The organism is Pseudomonas sp. P5_B3, assembly GCF_056400405.1.
On sequence record NZ_JBFULI010000038.1, the window covers coordinates 1 to 23,808 of the forward strand.

The window sequence follows — 23,808 nt, forward strand, 5'->3', positions numbered from 1 at the left end:
GATGGCGGTCTTGCATTCAACATCTCTGTTGGCTGGCATGGCCTCATCGCGAGCAAGCTCGCTCCCACAGGTTTGATGGGTGTCAGGCTACCGGAATCATTGGCAGGTCGAGGATCTGACCACCGCTGAAGCGTGCGGATGAACCGCTGATGGATTCGTGCGGCACGCCCTTGGCCACGTCACTGACGCCATCGAGTCGTGCCAGTTGCTCAGCACTCAACTGCACATTCAGCGCGCCCAACGTCGCGTCCAGCTGTTCACGAGTCCGGGAGCCGAGGATCGGAATCAGCGCCGTGGTCGAGCGTTTGGCCTGTTCCCGCAACCAGGCAATGGCCACGTGGGTCGGGCTGGCATCGAGTGCAGTGGCGACGTCGATCAAGGTGTCGAGCAGGGCGGTTTCCCGGGCGCTTTTTTCAGCATGAATCAGCACGCCGAGCTTGTTCGCGCGGTTGTCGCCCTCGCTGTTGCGATACTTGCCAGTCAGGAAGCCGCCACCCAGCGGCGACCACAGGGTCGCGGCCAGGCCCAGGGCTTCGGCCATCGGCAGTTGTTCGCGCTCGGCGGTGCGTTCGGCGAGGCTGTACTCGACCTGGATCGCCGCAATCGGTGCAAAGCCACGTATCTGCGCCAGCAGGTCGGCGCGGGCGATGCGCCACGCAGGGAAGTTCGACAGCCCGGCGTAATGAATCTTGCCGGCACTGACCAGGTCGTCGAAGCCGCGCAGGATCTCTTCCATGGGCGTGACGCCATCGCTCATGTGCGCCCAGAACAGGTCGATATGATCGGTCTTCAGGCGTTTAAGGCTTTCTTCGACGGCGCGCACCATGTTCTTGCGGCTGTTACCGGTGTGGGAAATGTCGGCCGCGGGTGTAGTCCCGAGGGTGTATTTGGTGGCGATGACCAGGCTATCCCGTTCTGCGGCGATGAACTCGCTGAGCATGGCCTCGGACTGCCCGCCCTGATAGCCGTTGGCGGTATCGATGAAGTTTCCGCCGGCCTCCCGATAACCCTCAAAAATGCGTTTTGCTTCGTCACGCTCGGCGCCATGGCCCCAACCGGTACCGAAATTACCGGCGCCCAGCGCCAGTTCGGAAACACGCAAGCCGGTTTTACGACCGAAGACTTTGTAATGCATGGGATGACTCCAGAGGGGTGGCGACAGGATTTAATAGATTGTTTGCGACATTTATTAAATATGATGATAGCAATCTAATGCGTCAAGGTGCTTTTCTTTCCTGCACAAAACCGCCGATCACCGGTCGCGTTTTCCATGCGCAATGGCATACTGCCGCCCATGACTATCGATTCCCCCTTAAGCGCCTGGCAGCACGCCATCGAACAAAAGGGCTTCGTCCAGGACGAGGCCCAGGAATATGCCGTGTGGGCGCTGCAAAAATGCCATGAAGCGCTGCATGAAGGCCGTTCGCCCATTTCCGGCGTATACCTGTGGGGGCCGGTAGGGCGGGGCAAGACCTGGTTGATGGACCAGTTCTACCAAAGTCTTCGGGTGCCGGCGCGGCGCCAGCACTTTCACCACTTCATGGGCTGGGTGCACCAACGCTCGTTTCAACTGACCGGCACCGCCGATCCGCTCAAGGCGCTGGCCCGTGAATTGGCCGAAGAAGTGCGCGTTCTGTGTTTCGACGAGTTGTTCGTCAACGACATCGGCGACGCGATCATTCTCGGGCGCCTGTTCCAGGTGATGTTCGAACAGGGCGTGGTGGTGGTCTGCACCTCCAACCTGCCGCCGGACCATTTGTACGCCGACGGATTCAATCGCGACCGTTTCATGCCCGCCATCGCGGCGATCAAGCAGCATATGCAAGTGATTGCAGTGGATGGCGGGGAAGACCATCGCCTGCATCCGGGTGCCGGTTCGCAGCGTTATTGGGTGGCCGAGCCCGGCAGGCCCGGCGCACTGGATGAAGTGTTCCAGGTATTAAGCGTCGGCCAGTCAATATCGAGCGACCCGATCCAGGTCGGTTACCGCTCACTTGAGGTGGTCAAGGCCAGCCCGACGGTGCTCTGGACCCGTTACGCCGCGCTGTGCGAGCAACCCTTCGCGGCCATGGATTTCATCGCTCTGTGCGATACCTACAGCGCTATTCTGTTGAGTGAGGTGCCCAGCCTCAGCGCGCAGAAACGCGCCGGGCGCATTGCCCGTGGCACCGAGGACGGTGTCGAGCGGGTAGTGGCGGGGGATCGTGAGTTGCCGCAGTTGTCGGTGCATGACGACGGTGTGCGACGGTTCATTGCCCTGGTGGACGAGTGCTACGACCGCAAGGTGCCGCTGTACCTTGAAGCGCAAGTGCCAATGGCGTCGCTTTACACCGAGGGTTATCTGGAATTCCCGTTCCGCCGCACCCTCAGCCGATTGCAGGAAATGCAACTGCAGCGGTTTGCCGAAGTTTGATCGGGATTTGATCGGGAGCAGTGAGCATGAATCAGCCCCTGTCGCATCATTTGCTGACCATGGCCTATCAGAACGCCTGGGCCAATCACCGATTGGCCAAGGCCTGGCGTCAGTTGAGCCCGCAGGAACTGACCGCACCCCGGGTCAGTTTCTTCCCCACGATCCGCACCACTCTCAATCACATCCTCACCTGTAACTGGTTTTATGTGGACGCCCTGGAGCGCGAATTGCGCGGCGACGATCCGCATCCCGATTGCCGGGTGTTTTTCAAGGAAGACGAACCCTGCCTCGTGGCGGCGGACCTCGTTCGCGAACAGGCCCACGTCGACCGTCGGCTGATCGCCTACTGCGAGCAGATGCGCGACGCCGACCTCGGCAAAATCGTGACCATCGCCCGCGACACCCCGCAACACGACAGTCGCTTGCGCCTGCTGTCCCATTTGTTCGAACACCAGATCCATCATCGAGGACAGGTTCACGCCATGCTCAGCGGCACCTCGGTCAATCCCCCGCAACTCGACGAGTTTTTCTGTGCCGGTGAGTCGCACTTGCGGGCCGAGGATTTTGCCGAACTGGGGTGGACCGAAGCCTTGATCTGGGGCGCTTGAGCACCAGAGATTTCTGCGGTTGCGATTGTCGATACCATGGTGCTCGCGCTATGGTCAGCCGGCACTTCAGCGTGAAGTACATGCTGGGGGCTACTTCATGTGTGATCGAGGATGGAAATGGACTCCGCAGAAATTCTTGTGCTTCAGGCCAGTTACACCAATCCGGTGCATGCCGAGGCTATTTGTCTGGTGTTGAACCACTACGCCGAGGACCCGATGGGAGGTGGCCAGCCGTTGCCAGCCCATGTACTGGCGCAACTCCCGGCAGAGCTCGCCAGGCGCCCCCACGCCTTCAGTGTGCTGGCCTTTGTCGGGGGCGAGCCGGCCGGGCTGGTCAATTGCTTCGAGGGATTCTCGACCTTTGCCTGCCGGCCGCTGGTCAATGTGCACGATGTGTGCGTGGTGAAAAAGTTTCGCGGTATGGGCTTGAGCCAGAAGATGCTGCAAAAGGTCGAGGACATCGCCCGTCAGCGTGGTTGCTGCAAGCTCACCCTGGAAGTGCTGGAAGGCAATGCCGTGGCGCAGGGGTCGTATGAAAAAGCCGGTTTCGCCGCCGGCATGTTCGACCCGGCCCATGGGCGGATGCTGTTCTGGACCAAGAGCCTCTGACTCAACAGGCAAAAAAAGGGCGTCCATCAAGACGCCCGACAGTCTTCTCCGACTACATGTCAGAGGTCCATGGATCATTTCGGTCTGTAGGTTTCAGTCATTTGTGCGGTTTGATCGTCCGGAACCCGCAGCTCAGTGCTTTGGATGGGGTGGCCCAAGGCTTGTTGCTGGGCCAGTCGCAGGCTTTCGTAGTAATAGCGCATGCGCTCGGCTCCGCCTTCGGCAAAAGCGCTGGTTGAGCCCAAAGCCATCAGGCCGGCGAGGATCAATGCGGTGCGTTTCATGGTTTGCCTCCCACTACAGATGTCGGATGCCTTTCGTCCATGAGTCAATGAAGCAGTGTCGAAATGGCATTATCCGCCGAATCCGTTAAATGGGAATCAGCTTCACCAACGGCCTTCATGGCTAGCGCGGGAAGCCTGCTCGGAGTAGTTCGCGAGCCGGCGCGGAAGCAGTGCAGACTGCTCCCGCTTGAAAGGAGGGGTCAGGCGAGTGGGGCGCGTTGCGTCACAGCCAGGGGCTGCACCTGATTGCCTTGCAGCAGCAGTCGCAACTGCGCCAGCTCCTGTTTCAATTGATCGCGTTCGTCTTTCAACTGGCGCAATTCATCGCGACGGATAGTGACGTAAAGGGTTTGTGCTGGCAGTGCGGTGTGTACTGTGCCCATTGCTCACCTCGCAAATGGCGTGTCTCAACTGTAGGTACGCCTCGAAATCCGCGGCTGACCTACTATCGGCGCCAATTTTGATTTCTTTTGCCCCCGAAGGGAACTTTTTTATTTTTCATGGTCGTTGTGTCTTCGGTTTGATTCCCGACGTTATCCATCAGGATCGGGCACAATGCCCGGAAACTTCACGCCAACGCTCTGGACTAACCTCATGAGTCGCGTTGGGCTATAACCTTTGACACACTTTTATTTGTAGTAGGGAGCATCAGTACATGCAACTCGGGATTATTGGACTGGGCCGCATGGGCGGCAATATTGCGCGGCGCCTGATGCTCAACGGGCACACCACCGTTGTTTTTGACCGCAATACCGCCTTTGTCGAAGCCCTGGCCACAGAAGGCTCCACGGGCGTCACCGATCTGCCGGCGCTGGTCGCTGGCCTGGCCAGGCCACGTGCGGTGTGGGTCATGTTGCCGGCCGGCGCGCCGACCGAAGAAACCATCGATACCCTGAGCACCTTGCTCGAAGCCGGTGACACCATCATCGACGGCGGCAACACCTTCTATAAGGACGATATCCGCCGGGCAAAGACCCTGTCGGAAAAAGGCCTGCATTACATCGACGTCGGCACCTCCGGCGGCGTCTGGGGTCTGGAGCGCGGCTACTGCATGATGATCGGCGGCGATGCCGAGACCGTTAAGCGCCTCGACCCGCTGTTCAAAACCCTGGCCCCGGGCCTGGGCGATATCCCGCGCACCAGGGACCGCAAGTCCGATGACGAGCGTGCCGAACACGGCTACATTCACGCCGGTCCCGCCGGCGCAGGACATTTCGTGAAGATGATCCACAACGGCATCGAGTACGGAATGATGCAGGCCTTCGCCGAAGGCTTCGACATCCTGCAAACCAAAAACAGCGAGAACCTTGCGCCAGACCAGCGTTTCGACCTGAACGTCGCCGACATCGCCGAAGTCTGGCGTCGTGGCAGCGTGGTGTCCTCGTGGTTGCTCGACCTGACTGCCGACGCCCTGGCCAGCGATCCAAAGCTCGACGGTTACTCCGGGTCCGTGGCCGACAGCGGTGAAGGTCAATGGACCATCGAAGCTGCGATGGAGCAAGCGGTGCCGGTACCGGTGCTGTCCAACTCGCTGTTCTCCCGCTACCGCTCCCGTGGGCAAGGGACCTTTGGCGACAAGGTTCTCTCGGCCCAGCGCTTCGGCTTCGGCGGCCACGTGGAGACCTCGAAAAAATGACCCATGTGATCCGCAGGAAATCCAAGGCTGAACCCGCACCACCAACGACGCTGTTTCTGTTTGGCGCCCACGGTGACCTGGTCAAGCGTCTGTTGGTACCGGCGCTGTATAACCTCAAGCGCAACGGGCTACTCGGGGATGGACTGCGGATCATCGGCGTTGACCACAACGCCATCAGCGATGAAGGCTTTGCGCAAAAGCTCGAAGATTTCATTCGAAACGAGATGGCTGGCAAGGGTGACCACACCCTTGATCCGGCGGTCTGGTCCAGACTCGCCAAAGGCATCAGCTACGTCCAGGGCGATTTCCTGGACGACAGCACTTATCAAGCGCTGGCGGCGAAAATCGCCGACAGCGGAACCGGCAATGCGGTGTTCTACCTGGCCACCGCACCGCGTTTCTTCAGTGAAGTGGCACGCCGCCTCGGTAGCGCCGGCTTGCTGGAGGAGACCCCCGAGGCGTTCAGAAGGGTCGTGATCGAAAAACCCTTTGGCTCTGACCTGCAAACGGCCGAGGCCTTGAACGCCTGCCTGCTCAAGGTGATGACGGAAAAGCAGATCTACCGGATCGATCATTACCTGGGCAAGGAAACCGTGCAGAACATTCTGGTCAGCCGTTTTTCCAACAGCCTGTTCGAAGCGTTCTGGAACAATCACTACATCGATCACGTGCAGATCACTGCCGCCGAAACCGTCGGCGTGGAAACCCGTGGCAGTTTTTATGAGCACACCGGCGCCCTGCGGGACATGGTGCCCAATCACCTGTTCCAGCTGCTGGCGATGGTGGCGATGGAACCACCCGCCGCGTTTGGCGCCGATGCGGTGCGCGGCGAGAAAGCCAAGGTCGTCGGCGCGATCAGGCCCTGGACGGTGGAGGAGGCCCGCGCCAACTCGGTGCGCGGTCAATACACTGCAGGTCAGATCGACGGCAAGGCACTGCCGGGCTATCGCCAGGAAGACAAGGTCGCACCCGACAGCAATACCGAAACCTATGTGGCCCTCAAGGTCATGATCGACAACTGGCGCTGGGTCGGCGTGCCGTTCTACCTGCGTACCGGTAAACGCATGAGCGTGCGTGACACCGAGATCGTCATCTGTTTCAAACCGGCGCCCTATGCGCAGTTCCGCGATACCGAGGTCGACGAGTTGCAGCCGACCTATTTGCGCATTCAGATCCAGCCCAACGAAGGCATGTGGTTCGACCTGTTGGCCAAGCGTCCCGGTCAGGCCCTGAAGATGGACAACATCGAGCTGGGGTTCGCCTACAAGGACTTCTTCGAGATGCAGCCGTCCACCGGCTACGAAACCCTGATCTACGATTGCCTGACGGGCGATCAGACTCTGTTCCAGCGCGCCGACAATATCGAGAACGGCTGGCGCGCCGTGCAGCCGTTCCTGGATGCCTTGCAGCAGGATTCCAGCGTGCAGGGCTATGCCGCCGGGGAAAACGGCCCCAAGGCCGGCGAAGAGTTGCTGACTCGCGACGGCCGCGTCTGGCACCGCCTCGGATAACACGTATCTCCTGTGGGAGGGTGTACACAGGTTTCGTGTCCGACACAGATCAACTGTGTGCGAGCCTGCTCCGACATTTTGCTCCGGCGGTTACAGCCAGTAGCTCACCGCATACCACCCGAGCAAGCCCATCACCACGGTGTACGGCAACGCCATCCAGACCATCCGCCCGTAAGACAGGCGCACCAGCGGTGCGATCGCCGAGGTCAGCAGGAACAGGAACGCCGCCTGGCCGTTCGGGGTCGCCACGCTCGGCAGGTTGGTGCCGGTATTGATCGCAATGGCCAGCGTCTCGAAATGCTCACGGGTCATCTCACCCGCCATGAATGCGCGCTTCACTTCGGTGATGTAAATGGTCGCCACGAACACGTTGTCGCTGATGGCAGACAGCAGGCCGTTGGCAATGAACAGCATGCCCGGTTGTTGGTCCGCCGGCAGCGCCAGCACCCAGTGGATCAGCGGTGCGAACAGTTGCTGGTCGTGAATCACCGCGACCACGGCGAAAAACACCACCAGCAATGAGGTGAACGGCATGGCGTCCTTGAACGCGGTGCCGAGACGGTGTTCGTCGGTGATGCCGGTAAAGGCGGTGATCAGCACGATCACCATCAAACCGATCAAACCCACTTCGGCAATGTGGAACGCCAGCCCGGCAATCAGAATCAATGCGGCAAAGCCTTGCACCAGCAGCGCTGCACTTTGACGCGCGGTGCGCTCGGCATTGTCTTCGGCGGCGTAGTTGGCCAGTACCGCGCGGACGTTATCCGGCAGCAGCGTGCCGTATCCGAACCAGCGCAGCTTTTCCAGCAGCACGCACGTGATCAGCCCGGCAACCAGTACCGGTAGGGATACCGGCGCAACCCGGGTAAAGAAGTCGGAGAAGTGCCAGCCCATTTCATGGCCGATCAGCAGGTTCTGCGGTTCACCGACCAGCGTGCAGACTCCGCCCAATGCGGTACCCACGGCACCGTGCATCAGCAAGCTGCGCAGAAAGGCGCGGAACTGTTCGAGATCACCCTGATGGAGGGTGGGCAGATGTTTGTCGTCGCTGAACTCGCTGTCCAGACGCGGATCGTTACCAGAGGCGACGCGGTGATACACCGAGTAAAAGCCTACGGCGGCACTGATGATCACGGCAGTCACGGTCAAGGCATCGAGGAACGCCGACAGAAACGCCGACAGAAAGCAGAACATCAGGGCCAGCAGGGCCTTGGAACGAACCCCCAACAGCAGGCGCGAGAACAGGTACAGCAACAAGTCCTTCATGAAATAGATACCGGCCACCATGAACATCAGCAGCAGGATCACCGGGAAATTGTGCAGCAACTCGTCGTACAGCGCCTGTGGCGTGGTCATCTTCAGCAACAGGGCTTCAATCAATAACAGGCCGCCGGGCATCAGCGGATAACACTTGAGCGCCATGGCCAGGGTAAAGATGAACTCAAGCACCAGCAGCCAGCCGGCCGCCACCGGGCCTGCGGTCCACAGCACCAGGGCATTGAGAATCAGAAAGCCGACGATGCAGGCCTTATACCAACGGGGCGAGTTCCCGAGAAAGTTGTGCGCGAACGCCTGGGCCATTGAACCGGACATCGGCTGCTCCTTGTTTTAAGAAGCGCGCAAGTTGCCGTAAGCGGGCGAGAAGATCAAGCACAGGAAAAACCCATCGGTTTAGCCCAGAAAGCGCGCGACGACTGCCTTGTAACTACCCTGCAGCGAATAGCCGCCAGCCACGATGTTTCCATCGGCCTGCACCGTGACACAGGTGGCGGTATCCGGGCTGGGGCCCAGGCGAGTACGCGTACAGCCGCAGCCTTTGCCAAAGCGGCGATCGGGATGGCCGTTGGGCAGGTATCGCCCGAGTATGAAGTCTGCTTCAACGCCGCCGATGGTTGCACCCGCTGTCAGCACACCGCCATCGGGCTGTAACTGCGCGGCGATCCACTGGCATCCGCTGTGACCGATTTGCAGCCGCTGTGGTTGTCCGCGGTTACAATGATTGTCGGGTCGGCCATTGCTGCGCATTTTAAATGTCAGGCAGTGCATCGGCTCGCAGCTGCTGCCAAAACACAGGATGTCGCCGTCGTTTTGCTGGACCACCTGACTGACCCGGGCGCCATGCCCTTGCGCCTTGAAGGCCATGAATCCATCTACGGCAAAACGGTCATCGAGGCGGCCGTCCGCGTGATAGCGCGCCAGCAAGCCTTCTTCAGGAAAGTTGATCGATCCACCGACCAGAATTCGGCCATCACGTTGTACCGTCAGGCTGCTGAGCCAGGTATTCATCAGCAGGTGCCTGACCACCACGAAGCCGCTACCGTTGAACGAACAGTCCAGCGAGCCTTCGGCATCCAGCCGTATCAACAGGCCGACGTGATCGGCCAGTTCGTAGTGATGGTTGGCCAGGATCAGGATCCGGCCGTCTTGCTGTATGGCGATATCGCAGGCTTCCGCGCCCGGCACGCCGGGTGGCAGCCAGGCATCGCGGATGCCCAGGGACAGACCGCCAGGCAGTCGCACGACGCGGCGGCCATTATCGCCAAAGCTCTGAACCAGGCGACCCTGGTGATCCAGCAAGGCGAGGGCCGGGAGCGTGCGGTGCGCGTTTTCGTAGTGCAGCCCGGCCAACAGGATATTGCCGTCGGGCATGACCAGAACCTTGGCGCCCATGGCTTCGAATCCCGGTTCGAATTGGCCGATGACACTACCTTGCTTGCCGAACGCGAGGTCTGCGCAACCATCCTCCAGCAAGCGGGCCAGACCAAAGCGGCTGCCATCGGCCATGGCGACTTTTGCGGCTACCAGCAAGCGGCCCTGCGCATCGATCGCAATGTCATTGGCGAGGCTGGAAAGGCTGTCGACGAAATACACCTGGGTTTTGCCGTTGGCGGCAAACGTCGTATCGAGGGTCCCGGGGGGGTTCCGGGTGGCGGAGAAGGCAAAAGCGGACTGGCGTGACATGCACCGCATCTCCTTGCGAGTCGTCCTGATCCAGAAGTTTGGGCGGCGACTATGTAGGGAGAATATTCAATCCCTGAATGATGAGATGCGCAACGGTGAGAACTCACAGACGGAGAGTCGTTGTGTGCCACAACAGTGTCTTTTCGAACCAATGGCAAGCCTGCAAAGTACCGGGTGCGCAATAGTTCTAATTTGTGCGGGAAATGAGTGCGGATCGGTGAAAACGATCAACCCGACTAATGACAAGGGGGGAGGGTGCGGACTACCCCGGAGTAATCCGCAAAACGATTAGTGCGGCATCGACCACGACTGCAGTGTGTAACCTTCCTCGCTCAATTCGGCGCGGGCCTGTTCCAGCAGACGTTCAAGCTGTTCAGGGTCGGAGTAGGCACTGCTTGGGATCTGCTTGCGGCCAATGCTGGTGCTGGTGCGGTCGATAACGGTCAGGCTGAGTTCGCCATTACCGTCTTGTGGGGCCCAGGCCACGCATTTGAATGGTTTGAATGCGCGGTCGGCAATCAGCAGTGCTTCGTTGATACGGAGCGGGGCGTTCATAGGGTCTTCTCTCTGTATGCCCAATCAAGTGATGTGCCGTCGGTTGGGCTTACCGTTCGGCTGGTTACTTGTACTGATGCCCGCAACCGGGGCTTGGGTCACACACAATCAAAATTAATTTCCACTTTATTTCACAGGCTCAAGAATGAGGCTGGCATTGAAAGCGCAATGAAAGGAAAGAGTCGTTAGGTAACTAACATAATCACAACTTATAACTGGTTTTACAGCGTCGCTATAGTCAAACAGTACAAGGCCCTGTCAAATTCTTGCTAATGTTACAGTCAGGTCTGCCAAATGACTGTTTTTAATAAAATTTCTTAAATTTGGCGCCAAGGAACAGTCATGAGCGATGCGCCTGCTTTACGACGTTTGTTAGTGGTGGACCCCTGTGACGATTGCTATCGTCTGCTCCCTGGATTGCGCGCTATCGGTTGGGACGTTGATAGCTGCACGCTGGCGAACGCCACTGACCGAACCTGTGACGTGGGCTTGTTGCGCTTGCAGCCCTCTCACCTTGAGCACCCGGAAGCCGTCAAGGAATTGATCAGCCGCAGTGGCACCGAATGGATAGCCGTACTCAATCAGGAAGTGCTGCGCCTGCAAAATGTCGGTGACTTCGTCTGTGAGTGGTTTTTTGACTTTCATACCTTGCCATTCGATGTGTCCAGGGTTCAGGTCACGCTGGGCCGGGCGTTTGGCATGGCGCGGTTGCGCGGGCAGGGCACGGTCCATGTTGACCAGCCCGAGCACGAATTGCTGGGTGACAGCAAACCTGTCCGTGAACTGCGAAAGCTGTTGAGCAAACTGGCTCCGACCGAATCTCCGGTGTTGATTCGGGGTGAAAGCGGCACTGGCAAGGAACTGGTCGCACGCACCCTGCATCGTCTGTCCCAGCGTCACAGCAAACCCTTTATCGCGATCAATTGTGGTGCGATTCCCGAACACTTGATCCAGTCCGAGCTGTTTGGCCATGAGAAAGGCGCATTTACCGGCGCGCACCAACGCAAGGTCGGACGGATAGAAGCCGCCAACGGGGGCACTCTGTTTCTCGATGAGATCGGTGACCTGCCACTGGAGTTGCAGGCCAACCTGTTGCGGTTCCTCCAGGAAAAACACATCGAGCGAGTGGGCGGCAGTCAGCCGATTGCGGTGGATGTGCGGGTTCTGGCGGCGACGAACGTCGACCTTGAAGCCGCCATCGCGAAGAAACGCTTTCGTGAAGACTTGTATTACCGCTTGAACGTACTGCAAGTGGCGACCGTTCCACTGCGCGAGCGCCATGGCGACCTGGCGACGCTTGCCAACCACTTCTCCCATTTCTACAGCCATGAAACCGGGCGCCGCCCACGCAGCTTCAGCGAAGACGCATTGATTGCCATGGGCAAACACGACTGGCCAGGCAATGTTCGCGAACTGGCCAACCGCGTTCGTCGCGGGCTGGTGTTGGCCGAAGGCCGGCAGATCGAGGCCCGTGATCTGGGGTTGATCAGTCCGCATACAATCGTCGCGCCGATGGGTACCCTCGAAGAATACAAGAGCCGGGCCGAACGCCAGGCATTGTGTGACGTATTGAGCCGCCACAGCGATAACCTGAGTGTCGCCGCCAAAGTATTGGGTGTGTCGCGACCGACCTTCTACCGGTTGTTGCACAAGCACCAGATTCGCTGAACCGCAGCTTTGAACAAAAAAACGCTGCGATTGAAATTGCTGCAGGTTTTTTGTTCGGGTCAGAAGTAGTAAGGAAGTTTCAGGCTGAACTGAAAGTCCGGGGCATCGTCCGTCATGCCGATGGACAGGTTGGGTACGATAGTCAGGTTGTCGGTGGCCGCAATGGTCATGCCGATGTTGAAGTAACCGGCGTTGGCATCGCTGGAGACCACCGATTGCCAATCCCCGCCATCTTCCTTGAGCTTGCTTTTGCGTTGCACCAGGTCCGAGACTGAAAACGACATACTCATCTTTTCGTTCAAGGCGAACGCAATACCGGTGCCAATCTGGAAGCTGTCGCCAATGCGTACTTTGCCCGGTGTCTTGACCGCCGGGTTGGAACTGATGTCGTCGAAAGACTCCTCCAGATTGTGCGTGTAGGACAGGCTGCCGAACAGCACCGCCGGATCGAACGTCTTGACCAGAGAGATCCCCGGCGTAATCGACCAGACACCATTACCGGTAGGCAAGGACTCAGGCACGGCCAGGTTGGAGTTATCGTCCACCCGAATCAGCTTGATGCCGAACGGATCTTTGCCGGTCGGCGCCTTGACGCGCAAGGTCACCACGGCATCCGGGGTGTTGACCGACTCGTCGAGGAATTTGTAGGCGATACCGAAGTTGACGTCACCTATGGTCGGGTCTTCCTTGACGGTATCTTCAGTCGTGACGTTGGCGGTGCCGTTATTGCCGCCACCGGACTGGTAGGTGGATTCACGGTAGACCACCGGCACGTTCAGGTCGAACTGCCAGCGATTGTTGAAGTTGTAGCGGCCGGTGAGGTCAAGCGTCCAGGTGTCGGCCTTGATCCGGTCCAGGTTGATGGCGCCCAGAAAGATCGAGTCCAGGGCGAGAAAGCCGTTGAGGATCAGTTGGCGGGTATCGTATCGGGAGTAGGTAATTCCGGTTTCGAAGCTGAACTTGCCGCCACCGAAGAACCCGCTGGCCTCGTCATACAGATTTGAAACGCTTTGCGCCGGTTGTGAGTCATCGGCCAGCGATTGTCCATACGAGCTGCCGCGGCCCCCGGCGGCCCCCCCTGAAGCGGCCGCCGCACCGGCGCCGGTGGCGACGTTTGGATTGCCTTTCATGTCTGCTGGCGACTTGGCCAGGCGTTTAGGGGGAGGAGAAGCGGGCTGGTCCTCAACCTGGCGGATTCGTTGTTCCAGTACCGCCAGGGCTTTTTGCTGGACTTCGTATCGTTGTTTCAACTCCAGCAACTCTTGTTTGAGCGCCTGCATTTCCGGGTCAGGTGCTGCCTGCAACATCGCCGCGGGGAGTAGAGCACTCAAGCAGACAACTGCACGCAGTGATACTGATCGGTACATGAAATAAGCCGTCCATTTGTGCCCAATGGTCCAGACTCAGCGTAGTTCAATAGCCCAAGGTCCGTAATGCAGCGAGTTGGTTCAGATTGCAGTCCAATGCGCCGGTACTCGGGCCATTATTGTTGAGCACTACGTTGAGTTGAGTCATGTTGTTGACCACATTGCTGCTGCCCAGCAACCGGGTGTTTTGCAGCAACCCGCCCTGGGCGACCTGTTGCAGGCTTGTGCCCTGGTTGTTGTTGGCGGTAATGGCCACCTGAACACCGCCGCTCGTCGCGGAAACGGCGACACTGCCTGCGGCATTGCTGCCGGTGATGGTTTGACCGGCTATCAGCGCCTGGCCCTGGCCCTGGCTCGGCACCAGTGCCGGGGCCGTGCCGGCCTCTTTGACGTTGATGGCAATGTTGTTGTTTGAGCTGTTGCCATCGCCTGCGGCCCGTGTGACCTGGGTTATGCCCCGGGAAGTGCTCAGGGCAGCGCCACCCGTCACGTTACCGCTGCCCGACCTGGACGTACCGCCATGACCAGATTGCTTGATGGTTGAAACATAGAACTCGGGTTTGACCGTTGCGGCTTGAAGTTGCATCGAAGTGGATGCCCCGATCAGATCACCACTGGCATTGCGCCAGGTACTGCTCATGACGACACCGAAGCTGATGACCCGCCCCGGCATCACATACCGGCCACGCAACTCGGCCAGTTCCTGGTCCTTGATTTCGATGGGTCTGAACTCATCAGCAAAACCTGAAGTGTTCGCTGCCAGACAGGCAGCGACCACCCAATACGAGGTTTTCATTTGCTGCTCCCGGAGCATCCTGCCCCCTCTCATCTTATTGGCGATTAAAAGAAGTCGCTCTGTATGAAACCAAAATCCATCAATTCAGCATCTTTGACCGGGTTGAAGTTATCCATCTTGTTCTTGGCTGTCAGCGGTTCCGGTGGACTGCGTAACGCATTGGTTTTGTCGTAACCGGGACCGACGATAGCGAAGATAATGCCATTCCAGCCTTTGACAAAATCATCATGGGCGTAGCGTTTGTGACCGAGCACCGGGTCGCCGATATAGACCCAGTGCTTGTCCGCCCGCTGCAACACCACGAAGTGTTTGTAGCCGCGAATTTCCATCAATACCACCACCGGAATCGTCACTGCATCGAGTCTTTCCGGCGGGATCTTGTAGCCCCGGGCGCGCATGCCGATGTGCTCTATGTAGCGCTTCATGTCCAACATGGAAAAACCCTGGGTACGCACTATGTCCTGGTCTGCGGTGACCAGCATGCCTTTGATGACGTGCTCCTCATCGACGTCGAGCCAATAGGCCTGGCGCAGTATCGTTGCCAGCGCAGCGGCGCCGCAGCTGAAATCGGTTTTCTGTTCGACGATGTCGCTGAACTTGCGCTCACGCAAACTCTGCACGTGCTTGTACACCAGCACGCCACCCGGCAGGGCGGCAACCGGTATCTGTGCAGCCTGGGTCATGCCAGAAAGACCAGACAGGCAGAGCAGGGCGAAAAGGGCAGTCTTACGCATGATCGGTACGCCTTCTGACTGTGGAAAAGCCCCGTCGCCGGTGCTTTCATTGCGATCACAATTACCGGCAAGCCTTGCAGCCTGCGGCGATGGACAGCGAGTTGCTTTGCTGGTTGCCTACCCCGGACGATATGTTGGCTCCGCCGTTGCCGGAGAAGTTGTTCATCGAGCCTGTCATCGAAGCATTGTTGGTTACAGGGGGTTTCCAGCCTTCTGGCGTCATCACTTGTTGAGTGGTTATGCCGGACAGACCGAGTACACCCACGGGTACGAAATCAGTCCTGGCGTTGTTGGTGACGTTCAGCCCGGACGTGCTTTGGTTAGCCGCCGCCGCCGCTACTGCTACACGGCCACCCGAAACGGCAATCGCCAAGTTGTTTTTCTGTTGGTTGAAGTCGCCGGTGGTCACGTTGATGCCGATGTTGCCGGAACCGCTGTTGCCAGCGTTATTGAGCGTTGTGTTGTTGGTGTTGGAGTGGTTCCTGGCGGTGTTGCCGGTGTTCTTCTGAGTCGCGCTGGAGACGGCGATCGCGCTGCCGAAGATGAAGGCTTCGTCAGCCGTGGCAAGGGCGGCGGCGTTGTCTTGCTGGTTGCCGTTACCGGCTGCAACGTTGGCGCCCATGTTGCCGTTGGAGTTGTTCAGGGAGTTATCGATTTTAGCGTCGTTTTTGGTGCCCCGGTTCACTACTCTGCTGCCACTGCTTTCCTGCGAGTCCAGCACGGCGGCCCCGGCGCCTGCGGTAATCTGCAGAACTTGTTCCAGCGTCGGGCCATTAGGCTGTTGGTTGTTGCCCTGTCCATTGCCCTGCTCGAGATCATCAAGACCGGCTGCCTGGGCTGCGAATGCCATCACTGCCGCCAGGGCGAAAGCCAGTGGTTTGAGAGCAGTTGTCGGGTTCATGGTGAATCTCCGTGCTCATTAGTTGGTCAAGTGTTGGTGCGTCCCTAATCGCACTGTATCGGGGTCAGTCAGAGACCCGGATGCTCAGGGTGTTAGCCATTCGGTTCCCCACCCCGGCACTCTGGTTCACCTGGATCACTCCCCGGCTGCCGGTGAAGGCCTGGTCGCTTGTGACGACCTGGCGACTGCCGTTTGGGGTGCCAGTTGCTCCCAAGTTCGGTAACAACGCCACGTTCTGTTGAGAAAGAGCACTATCGTCAACAGCTTGCGGTGCAGCACTGATGCTGATGCGCATGGCGTTGGCCATCTGGTTGTTGGCCCCGGCACCCTGGTTGACGCCCAATACACCGTTGCCATTGCTCAAGGAGGTGCCGACGATACTGGCCGTCGCGTCCATCGACGGATTGGCGGGCGTGGTGATTTTCTGCTGGACGCTGGTGCTCGCATCGGCTTGGGTACCCATGGCGATCGCGCGGACGTTGGCCTGCTGTTGTTGTTCACCAGCCGCCTGGTTGACGTTGAAGTTGCCGCGGTATTGAGCACCGGAATCCTGGAGGGTGGCGTTGTTCACCGAACTGACGCCCGAATCGGCCATTACGCCGGTGCAGCCGAACAGGGCAAGTAGCAGCAGGGACCGACTCATCTCATTGGCCTCCCGCCATTCTGCCCAGTGAGCCGAGGCCGCTGCTCATGGCACGGTTGATGGTCCCGGAAATCGCGCTGCCACTGCCACCACCCTGGCCGACGGACATGCCGGGCATACCGTTGGGGTTGGTGACGACGTTGAGGCCTTGCACGCCACCCAGGCTTTGCCCGTTGTTGTGGCGAAGGGCCGTTCCGGTGGTGACCCCGGCGATGTCGGCATCGCTGAGTTCGCCGGTAACTCGGGCCGACGGGTTGGCATTGACGGTGTTCGGGTTCGGATCTGTGCCGCTGCTGCGACCGACAGGTGTTGGGTGAATGGTTCGATCGAGCACGATGACACCGTTGCCTTCGGCTTGAACATTGAAACTGAGAAGCGCACCGGCAGCGCTCGCGATCACCAAGAGCCACGTAAAGCCTTTTTTACCGAGTATCCCCACGATCATCTTTCCTTCTTTTGTGGGCTGGCCCTGGTCAGCTGTATAAAGGAGAGAGCGAAAGTTGTGCCGGTTTTTGAATATCGTGTTGATTCAATGGCTTATGGATGTTGTCCGGGAGCCCTTTGCCGAGGATGTTTCAACGGTGAGACAAAACCCTGCGCAGGCAGCCAGGATATGCGGATGCACCGCTCTAGAACAAGGGTCTTGGCGATGCTGTATCAGCGCCTTTACAAGTCCGGTGAGCAAACGATGAAGGGCGCTGAAATGGGTGGTTTGAGACAGGAAGGGTGTTTCAGGATCGGACACTTTTCACCCAAAACAGGGGGGCGGGGGAGAATGCCCCAAACGCCGGTCAGGCCTCGAGCAATCGGGTCACCGCGTTCAGTGCCTGGAGTCGGCGATCTGCCCAATCTCCCTGCAGTACTTCAACGGATTGTGCGTGGTGCTCGAGCCAGGCCAGGGTCTGGTCGAAAAATGCCTGGCGCTCACTCAATCGGGGCTGGCAACGCTGGCCATCATCCGTCCAGGCAACGTGTTCCGGCGACAGCAGCAAGTGCAAGTCGTAATGCCGGGCCAGTAGCGCTTGTTCGATCCAGGCGGGACAGTCGCCGAACAGGGTTTGGCTCCAGAGGATATTGCTCAGCAGGTGCGTGTCGAGGATGAGCAAAGGCGGTTGTTGTGCTCGTGCTTCGTCCTCCCATGCCAATTGACCGCGGGCGATGTCCGGAATGTCGGCCAGGGTGGTGTCCCGCGGATTCTGCTCGATGAACCAGCGCACATACTCGTCGACCAGAATCCCGCCGAAGCGCTGTTGCAACTCGGCCGCCAGCCAGCTTTTACCGCTGGATTCGGGGCCTGTGAGTACCAGGACTTTCATGCGTGCAATGCCGGATCGGCACGCCATTCGCGCCAGCCTTGCACGGCGATCACAGTGAACAAGCCGTACAGGGTGGCGGTCAGGTACAGGTCCTTATAGATGAACAGCCCGACGAAAATCACATCCAGGGCGATCCACAGCGGCCAGCACTGGACACGCTTTTGCGCCATCCAGACCTGCGCCACCAGGCTGAACCCGGTCAGAGCCGCATCGAGCCAGGGTTGTGCGGCATCGGTCCAGTGGGCCATGGCCGCCCCCAGCAACAGGCTGCCAATTGCACCGATGGCAAGGCTCAACGCCACGGACCGGGTATCGAGCCGACTGACTTCGCGGCCATGGGTCGTTTCGCCAAACCGCGTCCACTGCCACCAACCGTAAAGCTGCAAGGCGGCATAGACGACTTGCAGCAGCATGTCCGAATACAGCTTCACCTCAAAAAAGATCCAGCTATAGAGCAGCACCATGACCAGGCCGATGGGCCAGCACCAGGGGTTCTGTTTGACTGTCAACCAGACGGCAATGACACCGAGGGCGGCGGCAAACAGTTCAAGCCCGGACATGGAGGCTCCTTGGTAAAATCGAAAAGGGGACGGATTGTAACCGGATCGGCGTCGAGAATCCCGTGGCGCAGGGTGTGCTTCATTGGCGCCCGATAACGCGGCAGCGCCAATCGGACTTGTCTGGTAGGATTTCGGCCCCGCGCGGATAAACCCGAATCAGGGTTGTTTTTTCACAGGATTTTTACGGCTCTGTGGTGATCCTTGATGCGCGGTGCTTCAGCTACGCTAATCGCAATTCAAGCTTTTGAAAAATACTAACGGGGCATGCCGACGCGCATAGCCTTTTGGGGGATTGATGGATCTTTGGACCGCCTTTCAGGCATTGATTCTTGGGGTTGTAGAAGGGCTGACCGAATTCCTGCCCATTTCCAGTACCGGCCACCAGATAATCGTGGCCGACTTGCTCGGCTTCGGGGGCGAGCGGGCGATGGCGTTCAACATCATTATTCAGCTGGGGGCCATCCTGGCAGTGGTGTGGGAGTTTCGACGCAAGATCTTCGACGTGGTCATCGGTCTGCCGACCCAGCCGGGCGCCCGGCGGTTTACCGCGAACCTGTTGATCGCGTTCCTGCCGGCCGTGGTGTTGGGTGTGATCTTCGCTGACCTGATCCACAAGTACTTGTTCAACCCGATCACCGTGGCAACGGCGCTGGTCGTGGGCGGGATCATCATGTTGTGGGCCGAGCGCCGTCAGCATGAAGTACACGCCGAAACGGTGGATGACATCACCTGGAAAGATGCCCTGAAAGTCGGCTTCGCCCAATGCCTGGCCATGATTCCGGGCACTTCGCGTTCGGGCTCGACGATCATCGGCGGGTTGCTGTTCGGCCTGTCGCGCAAGACCGCTACCGAGTTCTCGTTCTTCCTGGCGATGCCAACCATGGTCGGCGCAGCGGTGTACTCGGGCTATAAATACCGTCACCTGTTTGTCCCGGCGGATTTCCCGGTGTTCGCGATCGGTTTCGTCACGGCGTTCGTCTTCGCGATGATCGCGGTCCGCGGGCTGCTCAAGTTCATCGCCAACCACAGCTATGCGGCGTTTGCCTGGTATCGCATTGTGTTCGGCCTGATCATCCTGGCGACCTGGCAATTCGGCTGGGTCGACTGGAGCGCGGCCAAGCCGTGAGTGACTCAAGCGCGCGCAATAACCCCGGGCGTCAGCCCGGGGGACAGATCCGCCATTCACGGTTGAAGTGGCTGGTGTTTGCAATCCTGTGCGCGTTGCCGCTGTCGGGTTCGGTGTCGTCATGGCTGCACGGGGTCTCGTTGATTCCCCTGGCGGCCTACGGCATCGTCAGTGTCGTGACGTTTTTTCTGTACTGGAGCGACAAGCGCAAGGCCCGCGCCGAACAATGGCGGACGCCGGAGAATGTCCTGCATGCGCTGGAGTTCGCCGGAGGCTGGCCCGGTGCCTTGCTGGCCCAGCAAGCGTTTCGGCACAAAACCCGCAAAGTCTCGTACCAGTTGGTGTTCTGGATCATCGTGCTACTGCACCAGGTGTTCTGGATCGACCACCTGTTCCTCGGCGCACACCTGTTCGCCTTGTTCTAATGAAGAAGGCCCTATAGCAACAGACCGACTTGAGTGCGCTTTGGCAGTCTGCTCACCACCAATTGGTGGGAACGCTGCAGCAATCCCTGCAGTTCTTCGCTACCGAGCGGGTAGGGCGTCTCCATGATGATCCACTGGGCGCGCGCCAGATAAGGCGCCGGATGAATCCCCGGACGGTCGCAATGGCCGAGAAACAGATCCTTGTCGACCTTGAAGGCCAGGGAATCACCCCGCAGGCCCTGCAACGCGAACATCTTGTTCCCGGCAATCGAAAACACCCGTACGCCTCCCCATTTATAGTCTTCCCGCGCTCCCGGCAGGGCGAGGCAAAACTTCGCGACATCCTCTTCGCTCATCCGTCCGGCTTTCATAACAATCGTTCCCCACAGGCATTGAAGGATTCGACCAGATGGTCAATCCAGGCGCGTACCGCCGGCATCACCCCGCGTCGATGAGGATAGACCGCTTGCAGCCACCCACCGGGCAACGACCACTCGGGAAGCAGCTGCACCAGCGAGCCGTTCTCCAGTTCCTGCTCGCAATACATCATGGGCAGCAACGTAAAACCCAGGCCTGAAAGCGTGCTGGCCTTGCGCACGATAAAGTCATCGATGCCCAGTCGGGCCTCGAGCGCGAGTTCAAAACTTTTGCCTTTTTGATCCAGCAGGCGGATGTGCACCAGACGGTCGGCTTCCAGGGCGCCGAGCACCGGCAGGTTTTTCAGATCCTCGGGATGGTTGATCTCACGGCCAACGAGGAAACCGGGGCTGGCGACCATCAGCATCTGCGCCTGACGCAGGCGACGGGTGACCAGCAGCGGGTCTTCGTCGCCCAGCTCGCGCACACGCAGGGCCACGTCAATGCCTTCGTTCACCAGATCGACCCGCCGGTTGAGCAGCATGATCTCCAGCTGGACTTGCGGAAACCGTTCCAGAAAGTCGCTGATCACCCCCGGCAATATTTCGTGGGCCAGCCCGACCGGGCAGGACACCCGCAACCGCCCGCGGGGCTCGCTGGACATGCTGGCAACAGCCTCGTCGGCCATTTCCGCCTCCAGCAGCATCGCCTGGCAATGCCTGAGGTAGCGCTCGCCCACCGCGGTCAGTTTCAGTTGTCGGGTGGTGCGTTGCAGCAATCGCGCGCCAAGGCGTTCTTCCAGTTCGGCGATGCGCCGTGACAATCGGGACTTGGGAATGCCGAGCACACGCCCGGCTGCCGCGAAACCACCGGCTTCCACGACTTTGGCGAAGTAATACAGGTCGTTGAGGTCTTGCATGATGTGAGCCTGATTGTTCTATCTGTGAGACGAACTATCGCATTATTGCCGTCTAATCAGCTATTGGTTTCGTCTGTAGGATTAGTTCCATCAGATCGCCCTTGTGGGCGATCCTCACCTGGAGATCCCACATGAAACTGCTGCATATCGATTCGAGCATCCTGGGCGACAATTCGGCTTCCCGTCAGTTGAGCGGCGAAGTCGTCAAAGCCTGGCAAGCCGCCGAGCCTACTGCTGTTGTGACTTACCGCGACCTGGCGGCCGACGCGCTCAGCCACTTTTCCGCCACCACCCTGGTCGCTGCAGGCACCACCGCTGAGCTGCGCAACGCTGCACAACAGCACGAAGCCGAACTGAGCGCCTCGACCCTGGCCGAATTCCTGGCTGCCGATGCCGTGGTGATTGCCGCACCGATGTACAACTTCACCATCCCGACTCAACTGAAGGCCTGGATCGACCGCATCGCGGTAGCCGGCCAGACCTTCCGTTACACCGAAGCCGGCCCTGAAGGCCTGTGCGGCGGCAAGAAAGTGGTGATCGTCTCGACTTCAGGCGGCATGCACGCCGGTCAGGCAACCGGTGTTGCCCACGAAGAGTATTTGAAGTTGCTGTTCGGTTTCATTGGCATCACCGACATCGAAATCGTCCGCGCCGAAGGCCTGGCTTACGGTGACGACGTGCGCAACAAAGCCATGAGCGACGCTCACACGCAGATCAGCGAGCAGTTGTTCGCCGCAGCGTAAGGCTTGCGTAAAAGTAAGCAACCGTTCAGGTAAAGCCCCAAAAAACTCTGTAGTCTGGTTACGCAAGTACCAGCTACGGAGTTTTTTGTTTCTGGTCGTTTCAGATTGTGGCCCGACTTATGCAGTCGATGGCTTAGGTCTCAAGTCCGGTAACAGGTGGGGCATCCCATGGTGCGTCTTTGTGCAACTTTGCTGATTTGCCTGCTCAGCAGCCTGAATACAGTGCACGCCGCGCCTGCGCCGCATCCTCACTGGAGCGTCGGCTTCCATGAGATGACTTTTCTCGACCCACTGGACCTGCAGCCGATGCGCGCCATCGCCTTCTATCCGTCCAGTGATTGGGAGCACACCAGCAAGCTCGAGGGTTACACCGTCGAAGCCGGGGAGGACACCAAAATCGCCATTGGCCGGTTCCCGATGCTGATGCTGTCCCACGGTAACACCGGCACTCCACTGGCCTTGCACGATCTCGCCACGTCGCTGGCGCGAAAAGGTTTTGTCGTGGTGGCAGTGATTCACCCCGGCGACAACTCCAGGGATCACAGTCGTCTCGGTACTTTGAGTAACCTGTACGGCCGGCCGATCCAGATTTCCGAAGCCATTACCGCCACCTTGGGCGACCGTATGCTGTCGCCGTTCGTCAATGCCGATCAAGTGGGGGTCATCGGTTACTCGGCCGGTGGCGAGACCGCATTGATTCTGTCCGGTGCCACCCCGGATCTGGATCGCCTGCGGCGTTACTGCCAGGAGCGGCCGGATGACCGCGATGCCTGCAACACCCAGGGTGAACTGATTGTCGACCGCGACGACCTGCAACCGGTGGCCGATCCTCGCGTTCACGCCTTGATGCTGATGGCGCCGTTGAGCCTGAAATTCGGCCGCCACACTCTGGCCGACGTGCATGTGCCGGTACTGCTTTACAGCGGCGATGGCGACAAACTGGTGGCCTTTGACAAGAACGCCGCGGCGTTGGCGCGCAAACTGCCGACGGCGCCTGACTTCAAGCTACTGGCCGGGGCAGGGCACTTCGTCTTCATGGCGCCGTGCAATGACGAGCAGATCGTGATCATGCCCGCGCTGTGCACCGATGCGGATGGCGTCGATCGGCAAGACATACACCGCAATCTGATTTCCGAGGCTGGAAGTTTCTTCTCGCGCACCCTGGGTCGGGAAACCCGGGCCGGGATGCAGACTGCCGATCAATAGGTGAAGTGAGTTACTTGTTAGCCAAGGCTGTTTCCAGAGTCTGAACTCTGGCATTCAATTCACGGACCGATTCAATCAGCGGAGCGACGAGTTTCTGATAATCCACTTGCAGGCGATCGTTGTCAGTGCGCACCAACTGTGGGTAAACTTTCTGGACGTCCTGGGCAATCAGGCCTATGTCAGCTTTGTCATTTTGTTTCCAGTTGAATGTTACACCGCGAAGTTTAAGAAGGTTCTCCGTCGGGCTTTCCAGGCGCTGGATATTGGTTTTCAGTTTTTCATCGCTGAATGGACAGCATTCGCTGCCAATATCGCCAAGGTCCCAGCATTTACCGTTGTGGCAAATCTGTTGTTGGGCGGTATTTTCCGCCTGTGCAGTGGTGTAAAGGGAAAGCATCAGAGTGGGTGCCAGAAGGGCTAGAGGCAGAATGCGCATTATTTGTTCCTTTATTAGTTATCGGGGCGACCTC

The 23,808-nt window shown here is 59.0% G+C and carries 27 protein-coding genes; 10 read left to right on the top strand and 17 right to left on the bottom strand.

Annotated elements, in window-relative coordinates; genetic code table 11:
* Nucleotides 1-82: 82 nt before the first annotated feature.
* On the bottom strand, nucleotides 83-1,135 hold the full coding sequence (locus AC1DRN_RS20760) for an aldo/keto reductase (RefSeq protein ID WP_457265984.1): 1,053 nt from the start codon (nucleotides 1,133-1,135) through the stop codon (nucleotides 83-85).
* A 159-nt stretch (nucleotides 1,136-1,294) separates the two neighbouring features.
* On the opposite strand from AC1DRN_RS20760, the gene zapE reads away from it, so the two are divergent.
* From zapE to AC1DRN_RS20775, 3 genes are all read left to right on the top strand, one after another.
* Entirely contained in the window at nucleotides 1,295-2,413 is a 1,119-nt protein-coding gene (zapE, locus tag AC1DRN_RS20765) for a cell division protein ZapE (protein ID WP_223458182.1), read from the top strand.
* A gap of 26 nt (nucleotides 2,414-2,439) precedes the next feature.
* The gene (locus tag AC1DRN_RS20770) at nucleotides 2,440-3,021 is read left to right on the top strand and encodes a DinB family protein (protein ID WP_457265985.1); all 582 of its coding nucleotides are present in this window, start codon (nucleotides 2,440-2,442) and stop codon (nucleotides 3,019-3,021) included.
* Nucleotides 3,022-3,138: 117 nt separating this feature from the next.
* Nucleotides 3,139-3,630, top strand: coding sequence for a GNAT family N-acetyltransferase (locus AC1DRN_RS20775; RefSeq protein ID WP_223458178.1), 492 nt, complete (start codon nucleotides 3,139-3,141; stop codon nucleotides 3,628-3,630).
* Between the two features lie 74 nt (nucleotides 3,631-3,704).
* On the opposite strand, the gene AC1DRN_RS20780 is transcribed toward AC1DRN_RS20775, so the two are convergent.
* Both AC1DRN_RS20780 and AC1DRN_RS20785 read right to left on the bottom strand, forming a co-directional pair.
* Nucleotides 3,705-3,914, bottom strand: coding sequence for a hypothetical protein (locus AC1DRN_RS20780; RefSeq protein ID WP_223457083.1), 210 nt, complete (start codon nucleotides 3,912-3,914; stop codon nucleotides 3,705-3,707).
* 200 nt (nucleotides 3,915-4,114) lie between these two features.
* Complete coding sequence (locus AC1DRN_RS20785) at nucleotides 4,115-4,297, bottom strand: DUF6026 family protein (RefSeq protein ID WP_223458176.1); 183 nt, start codon at nucleotides 4,295-4,297, stop codon at nucleotides 4,115-4,117.
* Nucleotides 4,298-4,569: 272 nt separating this feature from the next.
* Here AC1DRN_RS20785 and gnd point away from each other — a divergent pair, with 272 nt between their 5' ends.
* The gene (gene gnd, locus AC1DRN_RS20790) at nucleotides 4,570-5,550 is read left to right on the top strand and encodes a phosphogluconate dehydrogenase (NAD(+)-dependent, decarboxylating) (RefSeq protein ID WP_223458175.1); all 981 of its coding nucleotides are present in this window, start codon (nucleotides 4,570-4,572) and stop codon (nucleotides 5,548-5,550) included.
* Nucleotides 5,547-7,061 (top strand): glucose-6-phosphate dehydrogenase, encoded by a 1,515-nt coding sequence (gene zwf / locus AC1DRN_RS20795; protein ID WP_223458173.1) that lies wholly within the window; start codon nucleotides 5,547-5,549, stop codon nucleotides 7,059-7,061. The genes gnd and zwf overlap by 4 nt, the downstream gene beginning before the upstream one ends.
* A 90-nt stretch (nucleotides 7,062-7,151) precedes the next feature.
* Here zwf and nhaB read toward each other — a convergent pair whose 3' ends face one another.
* The 3 genes from nhaB to AC1DRN_RS20810 all read right to left on the bottom strand — a co-directional run bounded on the left by nhaB (nucleotide 7,152) and on the right by AC1DRN_RS20810 (nucleotide 10,577).
* Nucleotides 7,152-8,654, bottom strand: a complete 1,503-nt coding sequence (gene nhaB / locus AC1DRN_RS20800; RefSeq protein ID WP_223458171.1) for a sodium/proton antiporter NhaB — start codon at nucleotides 8,652-8,654, stop codon at nucleotides 7,152-7,154.
* 78 nt (nucleotides 8,655-8,732) lie between these two features.
* Nucleotides 8,733-10,022 (bottom strand): NHL repeat-containing protein, encoded by a 1,290-nt coding sequence (locus tag AC1DRN_RS20805; RefSeq protein ID WP_457265986.1) that lies wholly within the window; start codon nucleotides 10,020-10,022, stop codon nucleotides 8,733-8,735.
* Between the two features lie 288 nt (nucleotides 10,023-10,310).
* Nucleotides 10,311-10,577 (bottom strand): hypothetical protein, encoded by a 267-nt coding sequence (locus tag AC1DRN_RS20810; RefSeq protein ID WP_108217494.1) that lies wholly within the window; start codon nucleotides 10,575-10,577, stop codon nucleotides 10,311-10,313.
* 342 nt (nucleotides 10,578-10,919) lie between these two features.
* Here AC1DRN_RS20810 and AC1DRN_RS20815 point away from each other — a divergent pair, with 342 nt between their 5' ends.
* On the top strand, nucleotides 10,920-12,245 hold the full coding sequence (locus AC1DRN_RS20815) for a sigma-54 dependent transcriptional regulator (RefSeq protein ID WP_223458167.1): 1,326 nt from the start codon (nucleotides 10,920-10,922) through the stop codon (nucleotides 12,243-12,245).
* A 59-nt stretch (nucleotides 12,246-12,304) separates the two neighbouring features.
* Here AC1DRN_RS20815 and AC1DRN_RS20820 read toward each other — a convergent pair whose 3' ends face one another.
* From AC1DRN_RS20820 to pnuC, 8 genes are all read right to left on the bottom strand, one after another.
* On the bottom strand, nucleotides 12,305-13,612 hold the full coding sequence (locus AC1DRN_RS20820; protein WP_223458165.1) for a hypothetical protein: 1,308 nt from the start codon (nucleotides 13,610-13,612) through the stop codon (nucleotides 12,305-12,307).
* Nucleotides 13,613-13,658: 46 nt separating this feature from the next.
* Entirely contained in the window at nucleotides 13,659-14,426 is a 768-nt protein-coding gene (locus AC1DRN_RS20825; protein ID WP_457265987.1) for a hypothetical protein, read from the bottom strand.
* Between the two features lie 26 nt (nucleotides 14,427-14,452).
* Complete coding sequence (locus tag AC1DRN_RS20830) at nucleotides 14,453-15,142, bottom strand: C39 family peptidase (protein WP_457265988.1); 690 nt, start codon at nucleotides 15,140-15,142, stop codon at nucleotides 14,453-14,455.
* Nucleotides 15,143-15,203: 61 nt separating this feature from the next.
* On the bottom strand, nucleotides 15,204-16,043 hold the full coding sequence (locus AC1DRN_RS20835; protein WP_457265989.1) for a heme utilization protein: 840 nt from the start codon (nucleotides 16,041-16,043) through the stop codon (nucleotides 15,204-15,206).
* Nucleotides 16,044-16,107: 64 nt separating this feature from the next.
* Nucleotides 16,108-16,686 carry an adhesin gene (locus AC1DRN_RS20840; protein WP_457265990.1) on the bottom strand — a complete coding sequence of 193 codons (579 nt, stop codon included), beginning with the start codon at nucleotides 16,684-16,686 and terminating at the stop codon, nucleotides 16,108-16,110.
* Nucleotide 16,687: 1 nt separating this feature from the next.
* A complete protein-coding gene (locus AC1DRN_RS20845) occupies nucleotides 16,688-17,131 on the bottom strand; it encodes a hypothetical protein (RefSeq protein ID WP_457265991.1) in 444 nt (147 codons plus the stop codon).
* A 346-nt stretch (nucleotides 17,132-17,477) separates the two neighbouring features.
* The gene (locus tag AC1DRN_RS20850) at nucleotides 17,478-18,002 is read right to left on the bottom strand and encodes an AAA family ATPase (RefSeq protein ID WP_223458155.1); all 525 of its coding nucleotides are present in this window, start codon (nucleotides 18,000-18,002) and stop codon (nucleotides 17,478-17,480) included.
* Nucleotides 17,999-18,562, bottom strand: coding sequence for a nicotinamide riboside transporter PnuC (pnuC, locus tag AC1DRN_RS20855; RefSeq protein WP_223457115.1), 564 nt, complete (start codon nucleotides 18,560-18,562; stop codon nucleotides 17,999-18,001). The genes AC1DRN_RS20850 and pnuC overlap by 4 nt, the downstream gene beginning before the upstream one ends.
* Before the next feature lie 295 nt (nucleotides 18,563-18,857).
* On the opposite strand from pnuC, the gene AC1DRN_RS20860 reads away from it, so the two are divergent.
* Complete coding sequence (locus AC1DRN_RS20860) at nucleotides 18,858-19,688, top strand: undecaprenyl-diphosphate phosphatase (RefSeq protein ID WP_223458153.1); 831 nt, start codon at nucleotides 18,858-18,860, stop codon at nucleotides 19,686-19,688.
* A complete protein-coding gene (locus AC1DRN_RS20865; protein WP_223458151.1) occupies nucleotides 19,685-20,113 on the top strand; it encodes a DUF1294 domain-containing protein in 429 nt (142 codons plus the stop codon). Before AC1DRN_RS20860 ends, AC1DRN_RS20865 begins: the two co-directional genes overlap by 4 nt.
* A gap of 11 nt (nucleotides 20,114-20,124) precedes the next feature.
* On the opposite strand, the gene AC1DRN_RS20870 is transcribed toward AC1DRN_RS20865, so the two are convergent.
* On the bottom strand, nucleotides 20,125-20,484 hold the full coding sequence (locus tag AC1DRN_RS20870; RefSeq protein ID WP_108217507.1) for an MmcQ/YjbR family DNA-binding protein: 360 nt from the start codon (nucleotides 20,482-20,484) through the stop codon (nucleotides 20,125-20,127).
* Nucleotides 20,481-21,389 carry a LysR substrate-binding domain-containing protein gene (locus AC1DRN_RS20875; RefSeq protein ID WP_223458149.1) on the bottom strand — a complete coding sequence of 303 codons (909 nt, stop codon included), beginning with the start codon at nucleotides 21,387-21,389 and terminating at the stop codon, nucleotides 20,481-20,483. The genes AC1DRN_RS20870 and AC1DRN_RS20875 overlap by 4 nt, the downstream gene beginning before the upstream one ends.
* 131 nt (nucleotides 21,390-21,520) lie before the next feature.
* Between AC1DRN_RS20875 and AC1DRN_RS20880 the strand changes: the two genes are divergently transcribed.
* Both AC1DRN_RS20880 and AC1DRN_RS20885 read left to right on the top strand, forming a co-directional pair.
* Nucleotides 21,521-22,132, top strand: a complete 612-nt coding sequence (locus tag AC1DRN_RS20880) for an FMN-dependent NADH-azoreductase (RefSeq protein ID WP_223458147.1) — start codon at nucleotides 21,521-21,523, stop codon at nucleotides 22,130-22,132.
* A gap of 168 nt (nucleotides 22,133-22,300) precedes the next feature.
* Entirely contained in the window at nucleotides 22,301-23,338 is a 1,038-nt protein-coding gene (locus tag AC1DRN_RS20885) for an alpha/beta hydrolase family protein (protein WP_223458145.1), read from the top strand.
* A gap of 10 nt (nucleotides 23,339-23,348) precedes the next feature.
* On the opposite strand, the gene AC1DRN_RS20890 is transcribed toward AC1DRN_RS20885, so the two are convergent.
* Nucleotides 23,349-23,774 carry a tail fiber domain-containing protein gene (locus AC1DRN_RS20890; RefSeq protein ID WP_223458142.1) on the bottom strand — a complete coding sequence of 142 codons (426 nt, stop codon included), beginning with the start codon at nucleotides 23,772-23,774 and terminating at the stop codon, nucleotides 23,349-23,351.
* Nucleotides 23,775-23,808: the final 34 nt, after the last annotated feature.